This is a genomic window from Demequina sp. B12, assembly GCF_028823635.1.
Taxonomy (GTDB): Bacteria; Actinomycetota; Actinomycetes; order Actinomycetales; family Demequinaceae; genus Demequina.
This window is the reverse complement of the sequence record NZ_JAPEHU010000004.1, coordinates 56,771-75,896: the sequence shown is the minus strand read 5'-3', so window position 1 is coordinate 75,896 and position 19,126 is coordinate 56,771. Positions and strand designations below refer to the sequence as shown.

The following is a 19,126-nucleotide window of genomic DNA, read 5'->3' as shown; positions in this document are numbered from 1 at the left end:
CGGCTCAGGGAGTTCACCGAAAGTTTCCCTCACGTCACCGGATGTTTACCGCGTGTCTGTCGCTTCGCATCGTCCCCAGCAACGGGGAGTGACAGACTAGGGTGCGACGCGACACTGAAGGAGAGTCATGCGCACGCTGTTCACCGCAGAGATGTCGGAACTGGCCGACGACCTCATCCAGATGAGCCGCCACGTGGAGTCCGCAATTACGCGCGCTTCCGAGGCCCTGCTCACACAAAACGTAGACCTTGCCCAGAAGGTGATTGCTGACGACGCCAAGCTCGACGAGCTGGAAGCCACCGTAGACGAGCGTTGTGTGCTGCTGATCGCTCAGCAGCAGCCCGTGGGTCTTGACCTGCGCACCATCATCTCGTCGCTGCGCATCTCCGCGTCGCTTGAGCGCATGGGAGACCTTGCTCAGCACATCGCCGAAAGCGCACGCCGCGCCTACCCGGAATCCGCGATCCCCGAGGGCCACCTCGAGATCATCACGGGTATGACGGAAGCCGCCAAGCGCGCGGCCGGTGAAGTGGTGACTCTGCTGGAGGACCGTGACCTGAACGTCGCGGCCGGCATCGTTTCCGACGATGACGAACTGGACCAGTTGCACTCGGCGTCGTACAAGACGCTGCTGGAGAGCGGCTACACCGGTTCCGTTCAGGAGACGTTGGACATCGCGCTGATGGCGCGGTTCTTTGAGCGCTTCGGTGACCACGCGGTCTCCGTGTCCCGCCAGATTGTGTACTTGGTGACGGGCGACCACACCGGATCGCGTTCGCACTTCTAACGCAGATGCCCGGCGCTCGCCTGGCATGCATGAAGGCCCCCAGCCACTGTGGCTGGGGGCCTTCATTCGTTGCGGCTAGTGCCGCGAAACGTTACTTCTTGCCCTGGTTGGCGACTGCCTGAATGGCAGCGGCCGCGGCATCTGCGTCGAGGTAGGTTCCACCAGCCGTGACGGGCTTGAGGGTTTCCTCGTCGAGTTCGTACACCAGCGGGATGCCGGTAGGAACGTTGACGCCCACGATGTCGTCATCGGCGATGCCGTCGAGGTGCTTGATGATGGCACGCAGCGAGTTGCCGTGTGCGGCGACCAGCACGGTCTTGCCGGCCTTGAGGTCCGGAACGATCTCGCCTTCCCAGTAGGGCAGCGCACGCTCAAGCACGTCCTTGAGGCATTCGGTCTGCGGCACGGGCTCGCCCGCGTAGCGGGGGTCGCCGGCCTGGCCGAACTTGTTGTCTTCCGAGATCACGGGCGGCGGCACGTCGTAGGAACGGCGCCAGGTCATGAACTGCTCTTCGCCGAACTGTTCGAGGGTTTCGGCCTTGTTCTTGCCCTGGAGGTCTCCGTAGTGACGCTCGTTGAGGCGCCAGTCACGCTTGACGGGGATCCAGTGACGGTCGGCGGCGTCCAGCGCCAGGTTCGCGGTCATGATGGCGCGACGCAGCAGCGACGTGTGAACAACGTCAGGCAGGACACCTTCAGCCTTGAGCAGCTCGCCGCCGCGCTTGGCTTCGCCCCAGCCCTTTTCGTTGAGTTCGACGTCCACCCAGCCGGTGAACAGGTTCTTTGCGTTCCACTCGCTTTCGCCGTGGCGAAGCAGGATCAGTGTGTAGGTCATGGATTTAGCCTAGCGCCGTTCCCTACCGTGGTCAGTGGGACCTTGGTGCCTCCCGTGTGGCGGGCCGATGCTGGGGTCAGTTACGCGCGGAACGTGCCTGAGCCGCGGTGACCGATGGCGAAGGCGGGGCTGGGGAGAGCGGCTGCAGCATGCGCGAGCGTGACGACCTGGCCGACTTCCTGTTCGGGATCGAGGGCCTCAACATCCGCAAGAGCGTAGGCGCGGACTTCGTGGCCGCGCTCCGCGCCCACGTGCAGCGTGTCACCGTTGATGGCGAAGTGCCTCGGCCAGTGGCCGGCGTCGAACGCCGTGCGGTAGTTCAAGTGCCCTTCTGGGGACAGGTCGTGAACCGAGATGACGTCAGCGCCCCTGACCCCGGTCAAGAGGAGCGAGTCGTGAAGGATCAGGTGGGACGGGTAGTTCTGGTCTGCGGTCCGAGGCGGCGCGGTGGTCACGTCCTGAATGTCGATGGCCTCTGCTTCGCCGGCGTGGGCGTCCCATCGCAGGGTGACGAGGGTGCCGGTCAGTTCGCACGCCACATAGATGAGGTCACCGTTCACCACGAAGTGGCGAGGACCTGAACCGCCCGGAAGCCGGGCAGCAACGCCGTGGTTGTCGAGGAGCCCGTCCGGTCGCAGCGCATAGCGGCGCAACTCATCGGTGCCGAGATCGGCGACCAGCACATGGTGTCCACCTGGGCCGAAGCCAGCGAAGTGGGCATGCGGAGCGTCCTGCCGGTCTGCGTTCGGACCAGATCCTTGGTGAGAGAAAACCTGTGCCGGTGAGTCGTCGGTGAAGTGCCCGTCCTCTCCCACCGACACCACGGCAAGCGTGCCGGACGTGTAGTGACTGACGTAGAGCGTGCGTGCATCGGCTGCTATCAGCACGTGACAGGCACCCGCGCCGAGTGTTGCTACGGAACTCACGACGCGCGGCGCTGCTGGCTCGCTGACGTCGACCGCATGGACGACGGATTCGTCTTCCTCGCTGACGGCGTACAACAGCGGAAGCGAGGGATGCAAAACCATGAACGACGGCGCGGGAAGCTCTAAGGCAAGCGCCGCATCCTGAGGCGTCTGTCGCCAGATACCTTCTCCGACACCCGTGGGCGAACCCAGTCCCGCCTCGGGGTACGTTCCCCACCAGACGTTGTCAGTCATGTCTCCCTCTTCCCTGTCGCGTCGCCTCACCGCGGCGACGAAAGACGGCCCCGGCCCCATCCAAGGGACCGAAGCCGTCACTCACATCAACTCGACTTAGTTCGCCTTGGCGTAAGCCTCGCGAACCTCGGCAGAAATGCGGCCGCGCTCGGAAACGGCGTACCCATTCTGCTTGGCCCATGCGCGAATCTTGGCGGTGTCCTGACCACGACCCCGACTGGCGCTACGACGGTTCGAGGTCTTACGGGCAACCGCTGTCCACGTCTCGAACGACTGGCGCAGTTCCTTCGCGTGAGCGGAGGAAAGATCAACTTCATAGTTCACGCCGTCGAGTGAGAAATTAATCGTCTCGTCCGCAGGACCACCGTCGACGTCGTCGACGAGGATAACCTGAACCTTCTGTGCCATCAGACTTCCTTTCCTAAAAGAGTGTCTTCAGCGTCACACATTTCCAGCATTTACGTCAACCGCAGGAATACCATTGTGGAAAACGAATGCCGGAACGAGATTCAGTCCTGGCTTTCTCCGTCGGAGGCCGCGCTACGCACGTCGGCATCCGGCACCGCATTGGTTTCGCTCTGGGCACGCTCCGCAGACTGCTCCGCATCTGCCTTTGCTAGCGCAGCACGTTCATTACGGTCAGCCCTCACCACAGCACGCATCGCGAACCAGAACACCAGCCCCACCCCAATGGAGGGAATGATGCCAATCGCTACGGCCTGCCAGGTGGGCATCAGACGTCGCTCGGCTTCACCAACGGGAAGGTAATCGTCTCGCGAATACCCAAACCGGTGAGCGCCATGAGAAGACGGTCCATACCCATACCCATACCTCCGGCGGGAGGCATGGCGTACTCCATCGCGGTCAGGAAGTCCTCGTCGAGAGGCATGGCCTCATCGTCGCCTTGAGCAGCCATGCGCGCCTGCTGCTCAAAACGTTCGCGCTGAATGACCGGATCGACCAGCTCCGAATAGGCCGTGGCCAGTTCGAAGCCGCGTACGTACAGGTCCCACTTCTCCACGACTCCTTCGAGAGAGCGATGGTCACGCGTCAACGGGCTGGTCTCTACCGGGAAGTCACGCACGAACGTGGGCGCAGTCAGGTCGTTGCCGACATAGTGCTCCCACAGTTCCTCGACCAACTTGCCGTGGTTCACACGCTTGGGGTCAACGGACACGTCGACCTTGTCGCACCAGGCCTGCAGCTGCTCGACCGAAGCTTCCGGGGTGACCTCTTCACCCATCGCCTCCGACAACGAGCCGTACATGGTGAGTTCAGTCCACTCGCCACCCAGGTCGTACTCTTCGCCGTCCGCGAGAGTGACCGTCGTGGTGCCGAACACGTCCTGCGCGGCGCCCTGAATCAGCTCGCGTGTCAGCGTCGCCATCGTGTTGTAGTCGCCGTACGCCTCATACGCCTCAAGCATCGAGAACTCCGGCGAGTGCGACGAGTCAGCGCCTTCATTACGGAAGTTCCGGTTAATTTCGAAGACCTTCTCCACACCGCCCACGACTGCGCGCTTGAGGAACAACTCCGGCGCGATCCGCATGTACAAGTCAATGTCATAGGCGTTCATGTGCGTCACAAACGGACGCGCTGCGGCACCACCGGGCTGCGTCTGCAGCATCGGCGTCTCGATCTCAATAAACCCGCGCGAATGGAGAGACTCCCGCAGCGAACGCATCACATGTGCACGGTTGCGAACCGTGTCACGTGCAAGCGGGCGCGCAATGAGGTCCACATAGCGTTGGCGCACTCGCGACTCTTCCGACAGTTCCTTGTGCAGCACCGGAAGCGGACGCAGCGCCTTCGCGGCAATCGACCACTCGGAAACAAACACGGAAACCTCGCCGCGCTTGGACTTAATGGCACGACCCTTGGCAAACAGGTGATCGCCCAAGTCAACATCGGCCTTAAACGCGGCGAGCGAATCCTCGCCCACCTCAGCCAGGCTCACCATGACCTGGAGGCGCTCGCCGGCGCCATCCTGAATAGCCGCAAAGCACAGCTTGCCCGTATTGCGCACAAAGACCACACGCCCGGCAACCGCCACCGTGTCCTCGGTCTCCTGACCGTCGTCAAGGTGGGAGTAGTCACGCTTCACATCAGCGATCTCGTGAGTGCGGGGCACCGACACGGGGTACGCCTGCCCGCCTTCCGCGATCAGGCGGTCGCGCTTCTCGCGACGCACACGCATCTGCTCGGGAACGTCCTGGTCGGGAGTGGAGGTGGTGTCATTCACGCCCTCTAGGGTACCGGCGGACACGCCTCGCGCATTCGCGCAGCACCCACGAGCACTGCGGCACCGCCGCCAGAACTTCGCTACGCCAGGTCGAGACCCAAATCAATGATGGGGCTGGAGTGAGTGAGACCACCCACCGACATGTAATCAACCCCGGTCAGCGCCACGTCGCGAGCGGTATCGAGCGTCAGCCCGCCCGTTGCTTCGAGCCGCACCTTGCCCACCACTGACTCCCGGGCACGGATAGTGGTCACGAGCTCACGCATCGGCTCCGGCGCCATGTTGTCGATCATGAGGAAACGCGCGCCGGCCTCAAGCGCCTCAAGCGCCTGCGCCTCCGTCTCCACTTCCACCTGCACTGGCACCCCGGGGAACTGGCGAGCGATCGCCACCACGGCATCGGCCACCGAACCCGCGGCCACGATGTGGTTGTCCTTCACCATCGCGCAGTCATACAAACCAAAGCGCTTGTTGGTTCCGCCGCCGCAACGCACGGCGTACTTCTCCAACTCCCGCAACCCCGGAGTGGTCTTGCGCGTATCCAGGACGGCAGCGCTGGTGCCCTCCAGAGCATCGGCCCAACGCCGGGTGTGAGACGCCACCCCGGAGGCTCGGGACAAGAAGTTCAAGATCGTGCGCTCAGCGATGAGGACCACGTGTCCAGAACCGGAAATCGACGCCACCGCCGTGCCTGCAGCGACCCGGTCACCGTCGGACACATGTACCTCAACGGAGGGGCGCTTCACATTGAGACGGTCAGCGACCTGCGTCAGGGTCTCAGCGATCACTGGCAGGCCGGCGATCACTCCCGCCTCACGCATCACAATGTCCCCGGAAACGATTGCCGCGGCATCGATGGTGGCCTGCGTGGTGACGTCACGGCCAGGATCATCACCCAAGTCCTCGTCGAGGGCCTGCGCTACCGCGCCGGCAAGCCAAGACACCGACAGCGGTCGGTCTTGGGGAAGATCTTCAGGGTGAGTCGCAGCGGAGTGTTCAGTCACGGCTTACAGGGTACGCGCGCTTCATGAGAGCCATGGAGGGCCGCAAGTCCCACGGGACTCACCAACACTCCAAGTCGCGGACCGGCACGCCGTCGTACGACTGCGCATTCAACGCCGCAAACAGCGCGCGGCACCGTTCCAGGTCCGCGAGCGCCTGCTGGACCATCACTTCGGCGCCGTCGTAGCGTTCCATGGGGCGCATTCTGAGCAGAAGGTCTACGACGAGGCGTTGGCCGTACAGGTCGCCATCGAAGTCGATCAGGTGGACTTCCAGCCGGCGGGAGAGGTGGTTGCCGAAGGTGGGGTTTGAGCCCACGCTCATGACAGCGGAGCGCAGCACGGGGTCGTGTTCCACGTGGACCACCCCGGCGTAGATCCCGTCTGCGGGCAACTGGTGTGTTGGGCAGTCGATGTTGGCGGTGGGGAAGCCCAAACCGGTGCCTCTTCCCTGTCCGTGGACGACGGTCCCGGACAGGCCCGTCATGCCGTCCACCGGCGGTGGTGAGGCTGCAGAGGGGTCGTGTGCCCACACCATGATGCGCTGTCCTCGCTCGCGTAGGCGGCGTTACGAAGCCGCGGCGGTGCGTGCGGGCTGCTCGGGGTGTTCGATGGCGCGGTACTGACTTTGGTGAAAGACCAGCGGGCGCACCTGGGAGAACACTTCGACGTCCACGATTTCGTATAGCGCGATCTCGTGGTCGCCGCCGTCGAAGCGGCTGTGGGGTCGGCAGGACAGCCACAGTGCCGCCCCCTCCAAGAGGAGTGCGCCGCCCGGGGTGTCCGTCCAGCGGTGACCGGCAAAGCGGTCGCCTTCGCGGGATGCAAGGCGTCGGCTGAGGTCGCCGTGGTGGTCAGCGAGCACGCTCATCCCCAGCTCGGGTGCGGCGGAGAGGCGGGGCCAGGTGCGGGAGGTGCGAGCCGCGCTGACGGCGACAAGCGCGGGGTCGAGCGAGACGGAAGTGAACGAGTTCACTGCCATGCCCACGCGCTCGCCACCGATGGACGCCGCGAGCGCGACGACTCCGGTGGGGTAGAGCGAGAAGGCTTCGCGGAGTGATCGTGCGTGGTCCTGACGTGCTGGCGGGGACACCATGGGAACCATCCCTTTCGTTAGTCAACTTTGACTAATAACCAATGTACTAGTGCTGTGCGATTCGAGCAATGAATGTGGAGCGGCGTGCCGGTAGCATGACCGCATGTCAACGACGCGACTGGTTGTCCTGGGGGCCGTCAAGCAGTTCCAGCCGGTACACGGCTACTTCCTGCGTCGAGAACTCATGACCTGGATGGTCGACCAATGGGCGAACATCCAACCCGGGTCCATCTACAACGCCCTGCGGGCCCTCGAAGTCGACGGATACATCGTCGAAAGCGGCACCGAAACCGAAGGCAAACGCCCCGCCCGCACCACCTACTCGATCACCCCAGCGGGAGAAGTAGAACTCAACCGGATGCTTCGTGACCGCCTGTGGAATGTCGCCCCCTTCGACACCCAAGCCATCATGACCGTCGCCTCGTTCATGTTCCTGCTGAGCCGCGACGAAGTCATCAGCGGTCTGGAACACCGCATCGCCAAGTCCGATGCGATCATCACATCCAACGGCTTCAACGTGGAAGACACCCTCAGCTCGGAAACTACCCCCGACTACGTGCGAGAAATCTTCGACCTCTCCACCGCCCGCCTCAGCGCAGAAAAGACCTGGGCAAACGCACTCCTGGAAAGACTCCGCGCAGGCGAATACACCTTCGCTGGCGAAGAGTAGACCGCCACGCCACAAGGACATCAGTCCCCACGCTCCATGAGCGCTGCCACGGCCTCCGGGCCAATGTCCGCAGTGTTGGCACCCGCCGACAATGCCGTCAACGCGCCAGCGGCCGACCCCCGCCGGATCGCCTCAGGCATCGGTTCCCCCGCCCACAACGCCGCAGCAAGGGCACCACAAAAGGCGTCGCCAGCACCCGTGGTGTCCACGGGAACAATGGGGAAAGCCGGAAACGACTCCATGTGATGCCTGCGGTGCCAGGCAGCACCACGCGCGCCCAACGTCACAATGACATCCTGAACGCCAGCGGCCACCAACGCCGCAGCACCCCCAAGCGCCTCACACTCCGACTCGTTGACGACGACGACGGAGGCGTGCCGCACCAGGCCCAAGGCCTCAGCGTGCGCGGGTGCCGCATTGAGCACCGTCACAGCGCCACTCGCCTGCCCCGCCTCCAACGCCGCACCCGCGACCTCAAGCGGCACTTCAAGAGGCACCACCACCACACTCGCCCCAGCGACCGCAGCCCGCGCATCCGCAACAGACAACTTGCCGTTGGCCCCCTGGGCCACCACGATCGAGTTGTCGCCATCCGGGAAGCTCAGAATGTGCGCCACCCCTGTCGCAGCATCGGCCGCCCGCACCAAAGCCCCCTCCACTCCAGCCGCACTCACCGCCTGCTGAAGCAAATCTCCGTCAGCGTCTGCCCCGACCGCCGCGCACAGCACGGTCGGGGCAGCGCTCTTCGCCGCCGCGATGGCCTGGTTGAGACCCTTGCCGCCCGCGAATCGGCCCGCATGCTCACCCAACAATGTCTCGCCCACCTGAGGGGGACGGGCCACAGAGACAACGCGGTCAACATTCGCACTACCGACAACGACGACAGGACCAGGCATCGCGACTCTCCTTAGGAGTTCCGGTACGTAGCGCCGGGGTGAGACTTGGGCAGAGCCGGCGAGGAGGCGCCCGTGAGACGCTCGCGCAAGGTGGTGACCTCCTGGGAGGGAGAGGCGATCACACCACGCTCCCGCAGTAGCGGCATCACGTGCTCTACAAAGTCCTCCGTGGAAGCCGGTGGGATCACCGGCGCGAAGAGGAAGCCGTCCAAGTCCGCACCCTCAGCGAGCGCACACATGGTGTCGGCAATCTGTTCCGGTGTGCCCACCACCGGGCGGGCACCCACACCGTGGGCGTGCCAGTCACGCAACACATCCCCCACGGTCTTGCCCGCGAAACGCGCGACCTGGGTCTGCGACAGTTCCGTCGACAAATCTGTCATGGGGGTGTCGTGCGGGTACTCCGACAAGTCAAGCCCGGTGAACCAGGCGTACGACGCCACGGTGACGTCCGGCGTTTGCGCGTCCGCAACGGACGCGTATTTTGCTTGCGCCTCTTCCTCAGTGGCACCCACGACTGCAGCAAAGGCCGACATGATCTTGACGCTACGCGGATCGCGACCGTTCGCCGCGGCCTGTTCACGAATAGCTGCGGAGTGCTCGCGCAACTGCTCCACCGACCCCGACCCTACAAAGATTGCCTCACCGTGCTTGCCGCCAAACGCGCGCCCAGCAGGCGACGCCCCCGCCTGGAACAGCACCGGGGTTCCCTGCGGGGAACGCGCCGTGTTGCCGAACCCATGGGAACGGAAGTACTTTCCTTCGTGCGCAATGCGGTGCACCTTCGCAGGATCAGCGAACCGGCCGTCCTTGTCCCGCTCCAAGGCGCCCTCATCCCAGGCGCCCTCCCACAGCTGATAGACCACGTCCATGAACTCATCGGCCATCACGTAGCGCTCGTCGTGGGCAACCATGTCCACACCGAACGCCTGTACGGCGGTGTCAGCAGTTCCAGTAGTCACCACATTCCAGCCGATGCGCCCACCAGACAGAATGTCCAAGGTCGCCATCCGTCGGGCAAAGGAGTACGGGGGCTCCAGCAGGGTCGATCCCGTCACGACCAGCCCCAACCGCTCGGTCTCGCCGATCAGCGCAGCGATCACGATCGCCGGATCCAGGCGCGGTAGGTCCAGTCCTTCCACGGTGCAGACTTCCGGCCGTTCGCCGTTGACGTCGGCCCAGCCCCAAGCATCGGCCAGGAACATGAAGTCAAAGCCTGCCTCTTCTGCGAGTTTTGCGTTCGCACGCCAGTAATCCAGGGAGTCGAACTCGGAGCGGCGGTTGTCGGGGTGACGCCAGGTGGCGGTTCCGGAGTCGTTGGCTTGGGCGTTTTCGAACAGTCCCAGGCTGAAGCGCTTAGACATGAGAGGACCTTTCCTTCAGGGTTCGTGGGTGTGGGAGGGGTCGACAGATTCCGCCCACGCCATCGAGGGGCGCGGCGGGATCTGTCGACAGAGTGTGGTTAGCGGGCGGTGACGTCGTCTTCGCTCCACCACAGGACGCGCTTGCGCACTACTGCGTGGAGGATGACGAGCATCACACCGGTTTGAGCGAGCAGGGTGATCGCACCCCAGGTCACTGCGAGGTTGGCTTGTGCGGCGGACGTGGTGACAAGCGAGCCGAGCCCGGCCTGCTGACCGGCCGCCACAAACTCGGCGACGGCGGCACCCACGACGGCCATGGGCAGGGCGATGCGCAAGCCAGCGAACACGTACGGCATACAGCCGGGCAGGCGCAGGAACCGGAACACTTCTAGGCGGCTGGCATGCAGGGTCTTCATCACGTCAAGCGCACGCTGGTCCACGTTGCGCAAACCTGCCAGGGAGTTCACCAACATGGGGAAGAACACCACCAGGCCCGTCACGATGTACTTGGGGATCATGCCGAACCCGAACGCCACCACCAGCGCAGGTGCGATTGCCACGATGGGGGTCACCATGATGATGACCACGAGCGGCATCACGGCACGTTCCACGATGCGGAACTCGGCCATCACGACGGCGAGCGCAAACCCGGCGAGGATTCCCGCTCCGGCACCCACCACGATCTCTTGCAAGGTGATGAGGAAGTTCGACCAGTACATGCCGGCGTCGTTCACCAGGCTCGACCCAATGTCGCCAAGCGTGGGCAGGACGTAGGGGTTCGAGAAGGCGACCACCTGCCACAGCACGGCAACACAGGCGAACATCACCGTGGTTGGCAGCCAGGCACGCCAGTGCATCCAACGTGGCACCTTGCGGGAAGCCGATGCGCGAGAGACACGAGCGACACGGGAGACAGTCACATCAGACATGAGCCACCTCCATCTGGTCGCGCAGGACCTGACGAACGTGGCCTTCGAGGTCACGGAACTCGTCCGTCGCGTAGGTGGCTTCGGTGCGAGGCCGCGGAAGGGGCACATCGATGATGGCTGCGATTCGCCCCGGGTGGGCCGCCATCACGACGATCCGGTCCGACAGCATGATTGCTTCTGGCACGGAGTGGGTGACGAACATGACGGCCTTGCGGTTGGACTGCCAGAAGTCCACGAGCGCGAGGCGCTGAAGGTCGCGGTTCATCTCGTCGAGTGCGGAGAACGGCTCGTCCATCAGCATGATGGCGGGGTCAAACACGAACGCACGTGCGATCGCGGCCCGCTGCTGCATGCCTCCGGATAGCTGCATGGGATACTTGTTCATGGCCTTTCCCAGGCCGAACATCTCCAGGAGTTCCTTAGGGTCGCGCAGGTCGCGCCCTTCGTTACCGGACTTGTTGATTTGTAGCGGCAGCGTGACGTTTTCCAGCACCGTGCGCCACGGCAGTAGCGCGGGCGACTGCGGCACCAGACCAATCTTCTTTTCTGCCGATGCGGCTTTGACGCTTTCGCCGTCGACCGTGACGTCGCCGGAGTCAGCGTCGACGAGGCCCGCCACGACTTTCAGCAGTGTGGACTTGCCACATCCGCTGGGGCCGATGACGGACACGAACTCGCCCATACCGATGGAGAGCGACACGTCCGACAGTGCGGGCACTGCTTGCCCGTCGACGTGAAAGGACTTGGAGACGTGCCGTACGCGGACGCCTCCGTGAGCGGCGGCCATCACTGGTGGGCCTCCCAGATGAGCTCGCCGTCAGCGTAGAGGTCAGCCACCAGTGACTCGTCCATCATGTCCGTGATCTCTGGAAGGGAGTCCACGAGTGCGTATTGGAGGATGAGGTCGCGCTCAGGCTCCCACAGGGCTGCCTGCTGCACTCCGGGAGCGCCACCTTCGGAGGTGCGGACCCATGCGGACTCGACTGCCCAGGTACGTGCCAACTGTTCGCGCGGGAAGGCTGCACCTTGGTCGCCTTCCTCGGCGAGCCGGGCGATGGTGTCGATGCAGGCGTCGGTTTCGTCGAGGCAGTACTGCAGCGCTTTGAGGGAGGCGCGCATGAAGTCGGCAGCGACCTCGCGGTTCTCCTCGAGGAAGGCAGTGTTGACTTCCATCACGTTGTAGGTGCCTTCCACGCCCAGGTCGGAGGGCAAGAACTCGCTGAACGGGAGTTCCGCTGCGCGCAACGCTTCCGGCTGGTTCGAGGCGTAGCCGACGATCGCGTCGACCTGTTCGCGCACCACCACCGTGGGGTCGTAGTTGGTCATCTTGATCTGCTCGACCTGGTCCATGTCGACGCCGGCAGCATCGAGCATGCCGATCGCGATGGGCGTGAGGTTGATGAAGTAGCCCAGTGACCCACCTTCGAGGTCGGTGAGGCTGTCCAGCTTCTCGTTGCCAAAGATGGAGAAGGGCGGGGTGGTGCCGTACGTGGCGACGGCTGTGAGGTTGTCGCTGTTGGCGGCAGCCAGCATCACGTCAGAGGCAGATCCGAGTGCAGTGAACTGGGCTTGGCCGGAGGACACGAGCTGCTGGCCGTTGGCACCTGAGGCGTTGATCTCGACGTCAAGGCATAGGTCGTCGAAGTAACCGAGTTCCTCCGCGAGGAACACGTCGAGCTGGCCGGCGGAGGCAGAGTATCCGTAGCCGGAGATGTAGGTGATGGTGCCGGCCTCTTGGTTGCGAGTGCAGGCGTCGGAGACGTCAGCTGCGCCTTGCGCAGATGACGTTGCTTCCACGTTCGAGCCGCATGCAGTGAGCAGCACTGCGGCGGCGAGAGCGGTGGAAACCGTGCTGGCACCACGGAAGCGATGGCTTCCCGGGGACGTGTGAGCCATGGGTATTCCCTTCGTCTACCAATCACCGTTGACTGGTGGAGCGAAGGTAACATAGTCAATGTTGACTAAACAAGTCTCAACTATGTAACGACGCGACTAGCCCAACTCAAGCGGCGCATGCACCACGTTCAGATCGCCATCCGCATTCAGGTGAGCCGCCACCCGCACCCGCCAGTGCAGGTTGTCCGTCTCCGGAAAGTCCTCACGCACGTGACCGCCGCGGGTCTCCTGCCGCTCCAAAGCCACCGCCACCAGGGACGATGCTGTCGCCAAGACGTTCGACGACTCCCACTCAGCGATCTGCGGAGCACCCGACGCCGCCGGTTCCGTCTGATAGCGCTGGCGGATCCTCGCTAGCTTCTCCCCTGCCCGAGTCAAGCCCTCCGCATCACGCAACGGGCCCGCTCCGCGCTGGGTAATCGTCTGAATCTGAGTCCTCGTCGCTGCTGGCACCAACGCCGTAGGACCAGGCCTGTCGACAGGTTCGTGCTGCCGTACCGTGCCACTGGCAACTGTCGCCGCAGCATCGGCCGCCGCACGCTTGCCAAACACCAACCCCTCCAGCAATGAGTTCGACGCCAACCGGTTCGCCCCGTGCACGCCCGTGCACGCCGCCTCACCAATCGCATACAAGCCCGCCTGCGTTGAGCGCCCCCGCAAATCCGTGAGAATGCCGCCCGAGTGATAGTGCTGGGCCGGAGCCACCGGGATCAGGTCATGCGCCATATCGACGCCCTGCTCCGCAAGTCGCTCAAAGATGGTCGGGAAACGGTCCTGCAGGAAGGCGCCGCCCAGATGACGACAGTCGAGGAACACGTTCTCCGAGTCCTCCTCTTCCATCATGGCCACGATGCCCCGGCTCACCACATCGCGCGGAGCCAACTCGGCCATCGGATGACGCCCCACCATGAACCGCTCACCATCGGCATTCAGCAGGTAAGCCCCCTCGCCGCGAACCGCCTCAGAGATCAACGCTTGCTGACCACGCGCCGCGGCCCCCTGCCACAACACCGTGGGATGGAACTGCACAAACTCCAAGTCCGCCACCGCAGCACCCGCACGCAGCGCCGCAGCCAAACCATCACCCGTCGACGAGGTCGGATTCGTCGAGGCACGGAACACCTGGCCAATGCCACCGGTGGCAATAATCACTGACTTCGCCAATGCGGCACCGACGCCATCACGGGAACCCTCACCAATGATGTGCAACGTCACCCCACAAACCGGGCCAGGGCGACCATCAGCATCCGGAGCAGCCGTGAGGAGGTCGACGACCATCGCATGCTCGATGACCTCGATGCCCGGATCGTTGCGCACCGTATCCAGATGAGAAATGAGCGCCCGGGAAATCTCCGCCCCCGTGGCGTCGCCGCCTGCATGGGCGATGCGATCCCGATGATGGCCACCCTCACGTGTCAACGTGATCCCACCATCGGGGCCCGTGTCGAAGTTCGCGCCGCGACCCACGAGTTCACGCACCCGGTCAGGCCCCTCGGTGACCAGCGCACGCACCGACTCTTCAGAACACAGCCCCACGCCCGCCGTGAGGGTGTCCTCGAAGTGCTCCTCAGGAGTGTCCTCAGGGTGCAGCGCCGCCGCAATACCGCCCTGTGCCCACACTGTCGAACCCGAACTCAGCACACCCTTCGTGACCACCAAAACGCGATCCACCTTGGTGCGCAGCTCCAAAGCTGCTGTGAGGCCCGCGATGCCCGAGCCCACCACAATGACATCTGCATTGATAGTCCAGCCCGGTTCTGGGGCAGCCAAACGCCGCACGAACGAAGTCATGAAGACAACCTAGTGCCGCCCCACCCGGGACAGACACCCGATGGTCCCTGGCCCGCTACTGGTCGGTCTTGTACGCATCCCAGCCACGCTGATGGAAATCGTGCACCGGCACACCGGACCGTTCCAAGCCATAACCGTCAGGAACGGAACCCGGATCGTCACATTCCTGGATGATGCGGTTCTCCGCATCAACAAACACCACATGCGGCTCAAACGTCCGAGCCTCAGCATCAGCGAGCATGCCGTAAGCGATGATGATGATGACATCGCCCGGATCCACCAAATGGGCCGCAGCCCCGTTGATACAGATCTGGCCGCTGCCGGGCTCTCCAGGAATCGCATACGTCGTCAGTCGGGCACCATTCGTGACGTCAACAACATCCACTTGCTGGCCCGGCAAGAGATCGGCATGCTCCATGAGCGTGGCGTCGATCGTGATGGACCCCACATAGTGAAGGTCCGCCTGGGTGACGGTGGCCCGGTGGATCTTCGCGATCATCATGGGCCGTTGCAGGGAAGTCACTGCAGTTCTCCTTCCGCGCCTACCGCACCCTCTGGAGGGCCGATGCGCGTGGTGACGTTATCAATCAGACGCGTGGCTCCCACATGGGCCGCCACAGCGATCACTACCTCTCCACGGTAGTCGCCCTGAACTTCGCTTGCGTCCGCGGGGTTCAACGCGGAGAAGTAATCCACCTCCACGCCCGCCGCCCGCGACAGGACCTCACGCCCCGCCGCCACGACGTCCGCGAGGCTCCGCCCCGCCTGAGCAGCAGCATCGGCCTCCTGCAAAGAACGCGACAATGCCAGGGCAGATTCCCGCTCCGAGGGTGACAGAAACACGTTGCGGCTGGACTGGGCAAGCCCGTCCGGATCCCTCACCGTGGACGCAGTCGCGATAGCAACCGGGAAGTTCAAGTCGCGCACCAAAGCCCGCACAGCAATGACCTGTTGCGCGTCCTTCGCACCAAAGACCGCCACCTGCGGTTGCGTCAGGTTCAGCAGCTTCGCCACCACCGTCACCACACCGTCGAAATGACCCGGACGCGCCGCACCCTCCAACACCGTGCCAATGACGCCAGCACTCACCGACACCACAGGAACACCAGCGGGGTACATGACCTCGTCACCGGGGGCGAACACCGCGTCGACACCCAGGGACTCAAGCAACGCACAGTCCGCCTCAAGCGTGCGTGGATACCGTTCGTAATCAGCGGCCTCATTGAACTGCAAGGGGTTCACAAAGATGGTGACCACCACCTGATCGCCCAGCTCTTGCGCACGCCGCACCAACGCCAGGTGTCCGTCATGCAACGCACCCATCGTCATCACGACCACTCGCGTGCCATGGTGCGGCACCGCCGCCAGCTCCTCCGCAGTCCGAGCAACAATCACGGTTCCACTCCCAACGCCGCAATCACATCGGCATACGCCGCGGGACTGATCCGGCCCCCGCTCAACGCAAGATCAGCGGTGGCGCGCGCCATCGCCCGGTACGCCTGCCGTGCCTCTGGCTGAGATCCCAGGGCAGCGATATGCGCCGCCACGGTCCCCGCGTCCCCGCGCACCACTGGACCCGTCAACGTCGCCACCGCCCCCGGTGCCTCACCCAACGCGTTGTCAACCGACGCATGCGCCAACGGGCCCAACACCCGTGCGGGATCGTCGACCCCGATGCGCGACAGCACGCTCGCAGATTGCGACAACGCCGTCACGACGTGGTTCGCCCCATGGACCAATGCCGCGTGATAGGCCGGCCGGTCCTCCTCCTCAACCACGACCGGCTCGCCTCCCATCTCCACCACCAAGGCTTGCGCAATGGGCAACAACGGAGCGGCTGCCGTCACCGCAAACGCCGCCCCCGTCATCCGGCTCAGGTCCAAAGAGGTACCAGTGAACGTCATCGCAGGATGGATCGCCAGCGGCATCACACCCTTCGCGGCGGCATCCGCGAGCGCACCCACACCCCAGCGCCCCGACGCATGAATCACGATCTGGCCCGCACGCCACACGTCCAGGTGAGCCAAACCTGCGGCAACAGCAGCAATCGAGTCATCCGGCACGGTCAGCAACACCACATCCGCTTCCCGCACGACGTCCTGGGGCTCCATCACAGGCACGCCAGGCAGCAAGGCGTCGATGCGCGACAACGATTCCTCCGACACACCCGTGGCGCCCACCACCTGGTGCTGAGCGGCCCGAAGCGCCGCCGCCAGAACCGCGCCCACCCGGCCGGCGCCAACAACGCCAACCTTGAGCCTGCCCGGCCTAGTCACGGAGACCCACCGCAGACATCCACTGCTCCGGGGTCTGATGCTTACGTCCTTCCGCAGCCCGCGCAGCCTGAGCATCCAGCAACGCGACAGCGTCCTCCACATCGAGGTGCCGCGCTACCGGCCTCACCGGACCATTCGTGGAGTGAACCTGGACATCAGCGACATGCCGGGCACGCTGTAACGGGCCCTGCGAGATTCCCAAGGACTGCGTGCGCTCGTGCGGCACCACACACACTTCACGAGTGAGCCATCCACGACGAATGAACAACGCCCGGTCCGTGGCACGCACCCCACGGTTGCGCCACTGCAGCGGGTCAAACAAGCGCGCACGCTGCGGAACTCCCGTGAAACCGCCATCCTCACCCGTGCCGGACAACGCCAGCGACACCGTGCCCGCAGGATCAGGATCGCCCAAGTCCGGCAACACCATCCACAATGCCGTCAACGCGTCTTGACGGTCGCCCACCGGAAGCAACGTTGAGACCTTTTCGGCCTCATCCTGGTACCCCGCAACATTGATGGTGACCTTCCACCAATCACGCTTACGCCACAACAAGCCCTGCTTAAACTTCACCGCCTGGATACGGCCGGGGGGCAACGTCTGACGGCGAGTCTCCGTCAACCCATGACGCAGACGAATGCCGTCCTCCGACAACGCAGCGCGGAAGTTGAAGCCAGAGTTCAACTCGTTCCACGCGTAACCACCCACCGCAAGCACCGCAGGAAGAATGGCCACCAAGCCACCACCGGTCGCGGCCAGCAGCGCTGTGAGCGACCCTCCCCCAGCAACAATGATCGAGATGATCACGATCACTGGAATCGACAACATCCACCAGAAGCCGGCAGACAACACAATCGACATCAGGAGGCGCTTGACCTCCACGTGATAGATCTCGCGCTCCGGGGTCTCCGCAACCTCTGCTACCCCACGCTCAAACGGACGCGCCACATCACGCAGCGATCCCGCGGCAGCGTACGTCGCAGCACCGCTGCTGTCGTCGCGCGGCACGTGACCATCCGGTGTCTGAACGACCGGGGCCTGCGTGCCCATGGCATCGGCCCCCGGGAACGGCGCCCCAGGCGCCACCCCCGCACCCGCGACCACCGCGTCCACAGACGCGTCCAGGCCCTGCGCTTTCGCGCGCTTCACGCCCGCCGCGAGCGCCAACAACTCATTGCGCATTGCCTCCGCATCCCCCAGCCGCATGAACTGCAACTCGATGCCGGACTCTGCGCCACCCGCAACCTCAATCTTGAGGGAAGCGAAACCAAAGATCCTCGCCAGCAGCGGCTGCACCACATCGACCGCCTGCAGGCGGTCCAGACGGGCCTGCCGATGCTGCTTCATGAGGATGCCCTTGCGCTCCTCCACCGCAGTATCCGACAACCGATACTCATTCACCCGCCACTGCGCGTACCCCATCGCAATCACGATGCCAATGAGGAGCAACACCCCCACCGCAACCCACAGGATCGAGCCCCAGATATAGGACACCGTGTCCTTCACCGCATCCGAGCCACCCAGCCACTCCGGCAAGATGTTGTACGCAGCAATCGCCACCACGGCACCCATCACAGCCCAGCCACCCAGCAACGGCGACACAGGATGCAAACGCGTCCACTCCCGAGGGGCCCGGAACACCAACCCCGGCTGCGGATTCACCACAAAAGGATCGTTCATAGTCCAGCCAACTGCGCTTCGCCACGGCTCGACAACCGGTCACGCAAACGCGCCGCTTCCTCCGCCGGAACCCCCGCAATAGCCGCATCAGTACCCGGCGACGCCGTGTGCAGCTGGACCGTCGCAATGCCAAACGCACGCGCCAACGGGCCCGCCGACACCTCCACATACTGCATGCGCCCATAAGGCACCACCGTGACCGACCGCCACAAGCGACCCTTCTTCACTACCAGGTCGTCTTCGCGCTCCATCCACGCATGCGCCGTCACCTGACGCACCACCACCCACGAGCCCCACAACCCCACGAGCAGCAACACCGCCAACCCCGCAAACACCCACGGAGACGTCAACGCACCCACGACCACAAGCGCAATCGCAGGAACCGCAATCCAGATCCACAACGTGATGATGCGCGCCGGAATCAACGAACGCGACACATACGTCCAGTCAGTGCTGTCAGGGTGATACCAGGTCATGGCACAAGTCTGCCAGGTGGCGCCGA

At 64.1% G+C, this 19,126-nt stretch carries 21 protein-coding genes; 2 read left to right on the top strand and 19 right to left on the bottom strand.

Annotated features, from left to right (window positions below; all coding sequences use genetic code 11):
• Positions 1-127: 127 nt before the first annotated feature.
• Positions 128-787 (top strand): phosphate signaling complex protein PhoU, encoded by a 660-nt coding sequence (phoU, locus tag ON058_RS09745; protein WP_274668860.1) that lies wholly within the window; start codon positions 128-130, stop codon positions 785-787.
• Between the two features lie 91 nt (positions 788-878).
• Here the strand turns inward: phoU and ON058_RS09740 are convergent, their stop codons facing one another.
• From ON058_RS09740 to ON058_RS09705, 8 genes are all read right to left on the bottom strand, one after another.
• A complete protein-coding gene (locus tag ON058_RS09740) occupies positions 879-1,622 on the bottom strand; it encodes a phosphoglyceromutase (protein ID WP_274668859.1) in 744 nt (247 codons plus the stop codon).
• Between the two features lie 80 nt (positions 1,623-1,702).
• Complete coding sequence (locus ON058_RS09735; protein ID WP_274668858.1) at positions 1,703-2,782, bottom strand: beta-propeller fold lactonase family protein; 1,080 nt, start codon at positions 2,780-2,782, stop codon at positions 1,703-1,705.
• Between the two features lie 96 nt (positions 2,783-2,878).
• On the bottom strand, positions 2,879-3,190 hold the full coding sequence (locus tag ON058_RS09730) for an Lsr2 family protein (protein WP_274668857.1): 312 nt from the start codon (positions 3,188-3,190) through the stop codon (positions 2,879-2,881).
• Positions 3,191-3,291: 101 nt separating this feature from the next.
• Positions 3,292-3,516, bottom strand: coding sequence for a hypothetical protein (locus tag ON058_RS09725; protein ID WP_274668856.1), 225 nt, complete (start codon positions 3,514-3,516; stop codon positions 3,292-3,294).
• Positions 3,516-4,979 (bottom strand): lysine--tRNA ligase, encoded by a 1,464-nt coding sequence (gene lysS / locus ON058_RS09720; protein WP_274669095.1) that lies wholly within the window; start codon positions 4,977-4,979, stop codon positions 3,516-3,518. The genes ON058_RS09725 and lysS overlap by 1 nt, the downstream gene beginning before the upstream one ends.
• 125 nt (positions 4,980-5,104) lie before the next feature.
• A complete protein-coding gene (gene nadC, locus ON058_RS09715) occupies positions 5,105-5,974 on the bottom strand; it encodes a carboxylating nicotinate-nucleotide diphosphorylase (RefSeq protein ID WP_274669094.1) in 870 nt (289 codons plus the stop codon).
• Positions 5,975-6,086: 112 nt separating this feature from the next.
• The gene (locus ON058_RS09710; RefSeq protein ID WP_274668855.1) at positions 6,087-6,563 is read right to left on the bottom strand and encodes a riboflavin kinase; all 477 of its coding nucleotides are present in this window, start codon (positions 6,561-6,563) and stop codon (positions 6,087-6,089) included.
• 30 nt (positions 6,564-6,593) lie between these two features.
• Entirely contained in the window at positions 6,594-7,121 is a 528-nt protein-coding gene (locus ON058_RS09705; protein WP_274668854.1) for a flavin reductase family protein, read from the bottom strand.
• A 103-nt stretch (positions 7,122-7,224) separates the two neighbouring features.
• Between ON058_RS09705 and ON058_RS09700 the strand changes: the two genes are divergently transcribed.
• On the top strand, positions 7,225-7,791 hold the full coding sequence (locus tag ON058_RS09700; protein WP_274668853.1) for a PadR family transcriptional regulator: 567 nt from the start codon (positions 7,225-7,227) through the stop codon (positions 7,789-7,791).
• 20 nt (positions 7,792-7,811) lie between these two features.
• Here ON058_RS09700 and ON058_RS09695 read toward each other — a convergent pair whose 3' ends face one another.
• The 11 genes from ON058_RS09695 to ON058_RS09645 all read right to left on the bottom strand — a co-directional run bounded on the left by ON058_RS09695 (position 7,812) and on the right by ON058_RS09645 (position 19,100).
• Positions 7,812-8,687, bottom strand: coding sequence for a PfkB family carbohydrate kinase (locus ON058_RS09695; RefSeq protein ID WP_274668852.1), 876 nt, complete (start codon positions 8,685-8,687; stop codon positions 7,812-7,814).
• Between the two features lie 11 nt (positions 8,688-8,698).
• Entirely contained in the window at positions 8,699-10,051 is a 1,353-nt protein-coding gene (locus ON058_RS09690) for an NtaA/DmoA family FMN-dependent monooxygenase (RefSeq protein WP_274668851.1), read from the bottom strand.
• A gap of 98 nt (positions 10,052-10,149) precedes the next feature.
• Positions 10,150-10,980 carry an ABC transporter permease gene (locus ON058_RS09685; protein ID WP_274668850.1) on the bottom strand — a complete coding sequence of 277 codons (831 nt, stop codon included), beginning with the start codon at positions 10,978-10,980 and terminating at the stop codon, positions 10,150-10,152.
• Positions 10,973-11,767 (bottom strand): ABC transporter ATP-binding protein, encoded by a 795-nt coding sequence (locus tag ON058_RS09680; RefSeq protein ID WP_274668849.1) that lies wholly within the window; start codon positions 11,765-11,767, stop codon positions 10,973-10,975. The genes ON058_RS09685 and ON058_RS09680 overlap by 8 nt, the downstream gene beginning before the upstream one ends.
• Positions 11,767-12,876: an ABC transporter substrate-binding protein gene (locus ON058_RS09675; protein WP_274668848.1), complete on the bottom strand. Its 1,110-nt coding sequence runs from the start codon at positions 12,874-12,876 to the stop codon at positions 11,767-11,769. The genes ON058_RS09680 and ON058_RS09675 overlap by 1 nt, the downstream gene beginning before the upstream one ends.
• A gap of 96 nt (positions 12,877-12,972) precedes the next feature.
• Positions 12,973-14,667 carry an L-aspartate oxidase gene (locus ON058_RS09670; protein ID WP_274668847.1) on the bottom strand — a complete coding sequence of 565 codons (1,695 nt, stop codon included), beginning with the start codon at positions 14,665-14,667 and terminating at the stop codon, positions 12,973-12,975.
• A gap of 55 nt (positions 14,668-14,722) precedes the next feature.
• Positions 14,723-15,190 (bottom strand): aspartate 1-decarboxylase, encoded by a 468-nt coding sequence (gene panD / locus ON058_RS09665; RefSeq protein ID WP_274668846.1) that lies wholly within the window; start codon positions 15,188-15,190, stop codon positions 14,723-14,725.
• Entirely contained in the window at positions 15,187-16,062 is an 876-nt protein-coding gene (panC, locus tag ON058_RS09660) for a pantoate--beta-alanine ligase (protein ID WP_274668845.1), read from the bottom strand. The genes panD and panC overlap by 4 nt, the downstream gene beginning before the upstream one ends.
• Positions 16,059-16,943 (bottom strand): Rossmann-like and DUF2520 domain-containing protein, encoded by an 885-nt coding sequence (locus ON058_RS09655; protein WP_274668844.1) that lies wholly within the window; start codon positions 16,941-16,943, stop codon positions 16,059-16,061. The genes panC and ON058_RS09655 overlap by 4 nt, the downstream gene beginning before the upstream one ends.
• Positions 16,936-18,624 (bottom strand): PH domain-containing protein, encoded by a 1,689-nt coding sequence (locus tag ON058_RS09650; protein WP_274668843.1) that lies wholly within the window; start codon positions 18,622-18,624, stop codon positions 16,936-16,938. Before ON058_RS09650 ends, ON058_RS09655 begins: the two co-directional genes overlap by 8 nt.
• Positions 18,621-19,100 carry a PH domain-containing protein gene (locus tag ON058_RS09645; RefSeq protein WP_274668842.1) on the bottom strand — a complete coding sequence of 160 codons (480 nt, stop codon included), beginning with the start codon at positions 19,098-19,100 and terminating at the stop codon, positions 18,621-18,623. The genes ON058_RS09650 and ON058_RS09645 overlap by 4 nt, the downstream gene beginning before the upstream one ends.
• Between the last annotated feature and the right edge of the window lie 26 nt (positions 19,101-19,126).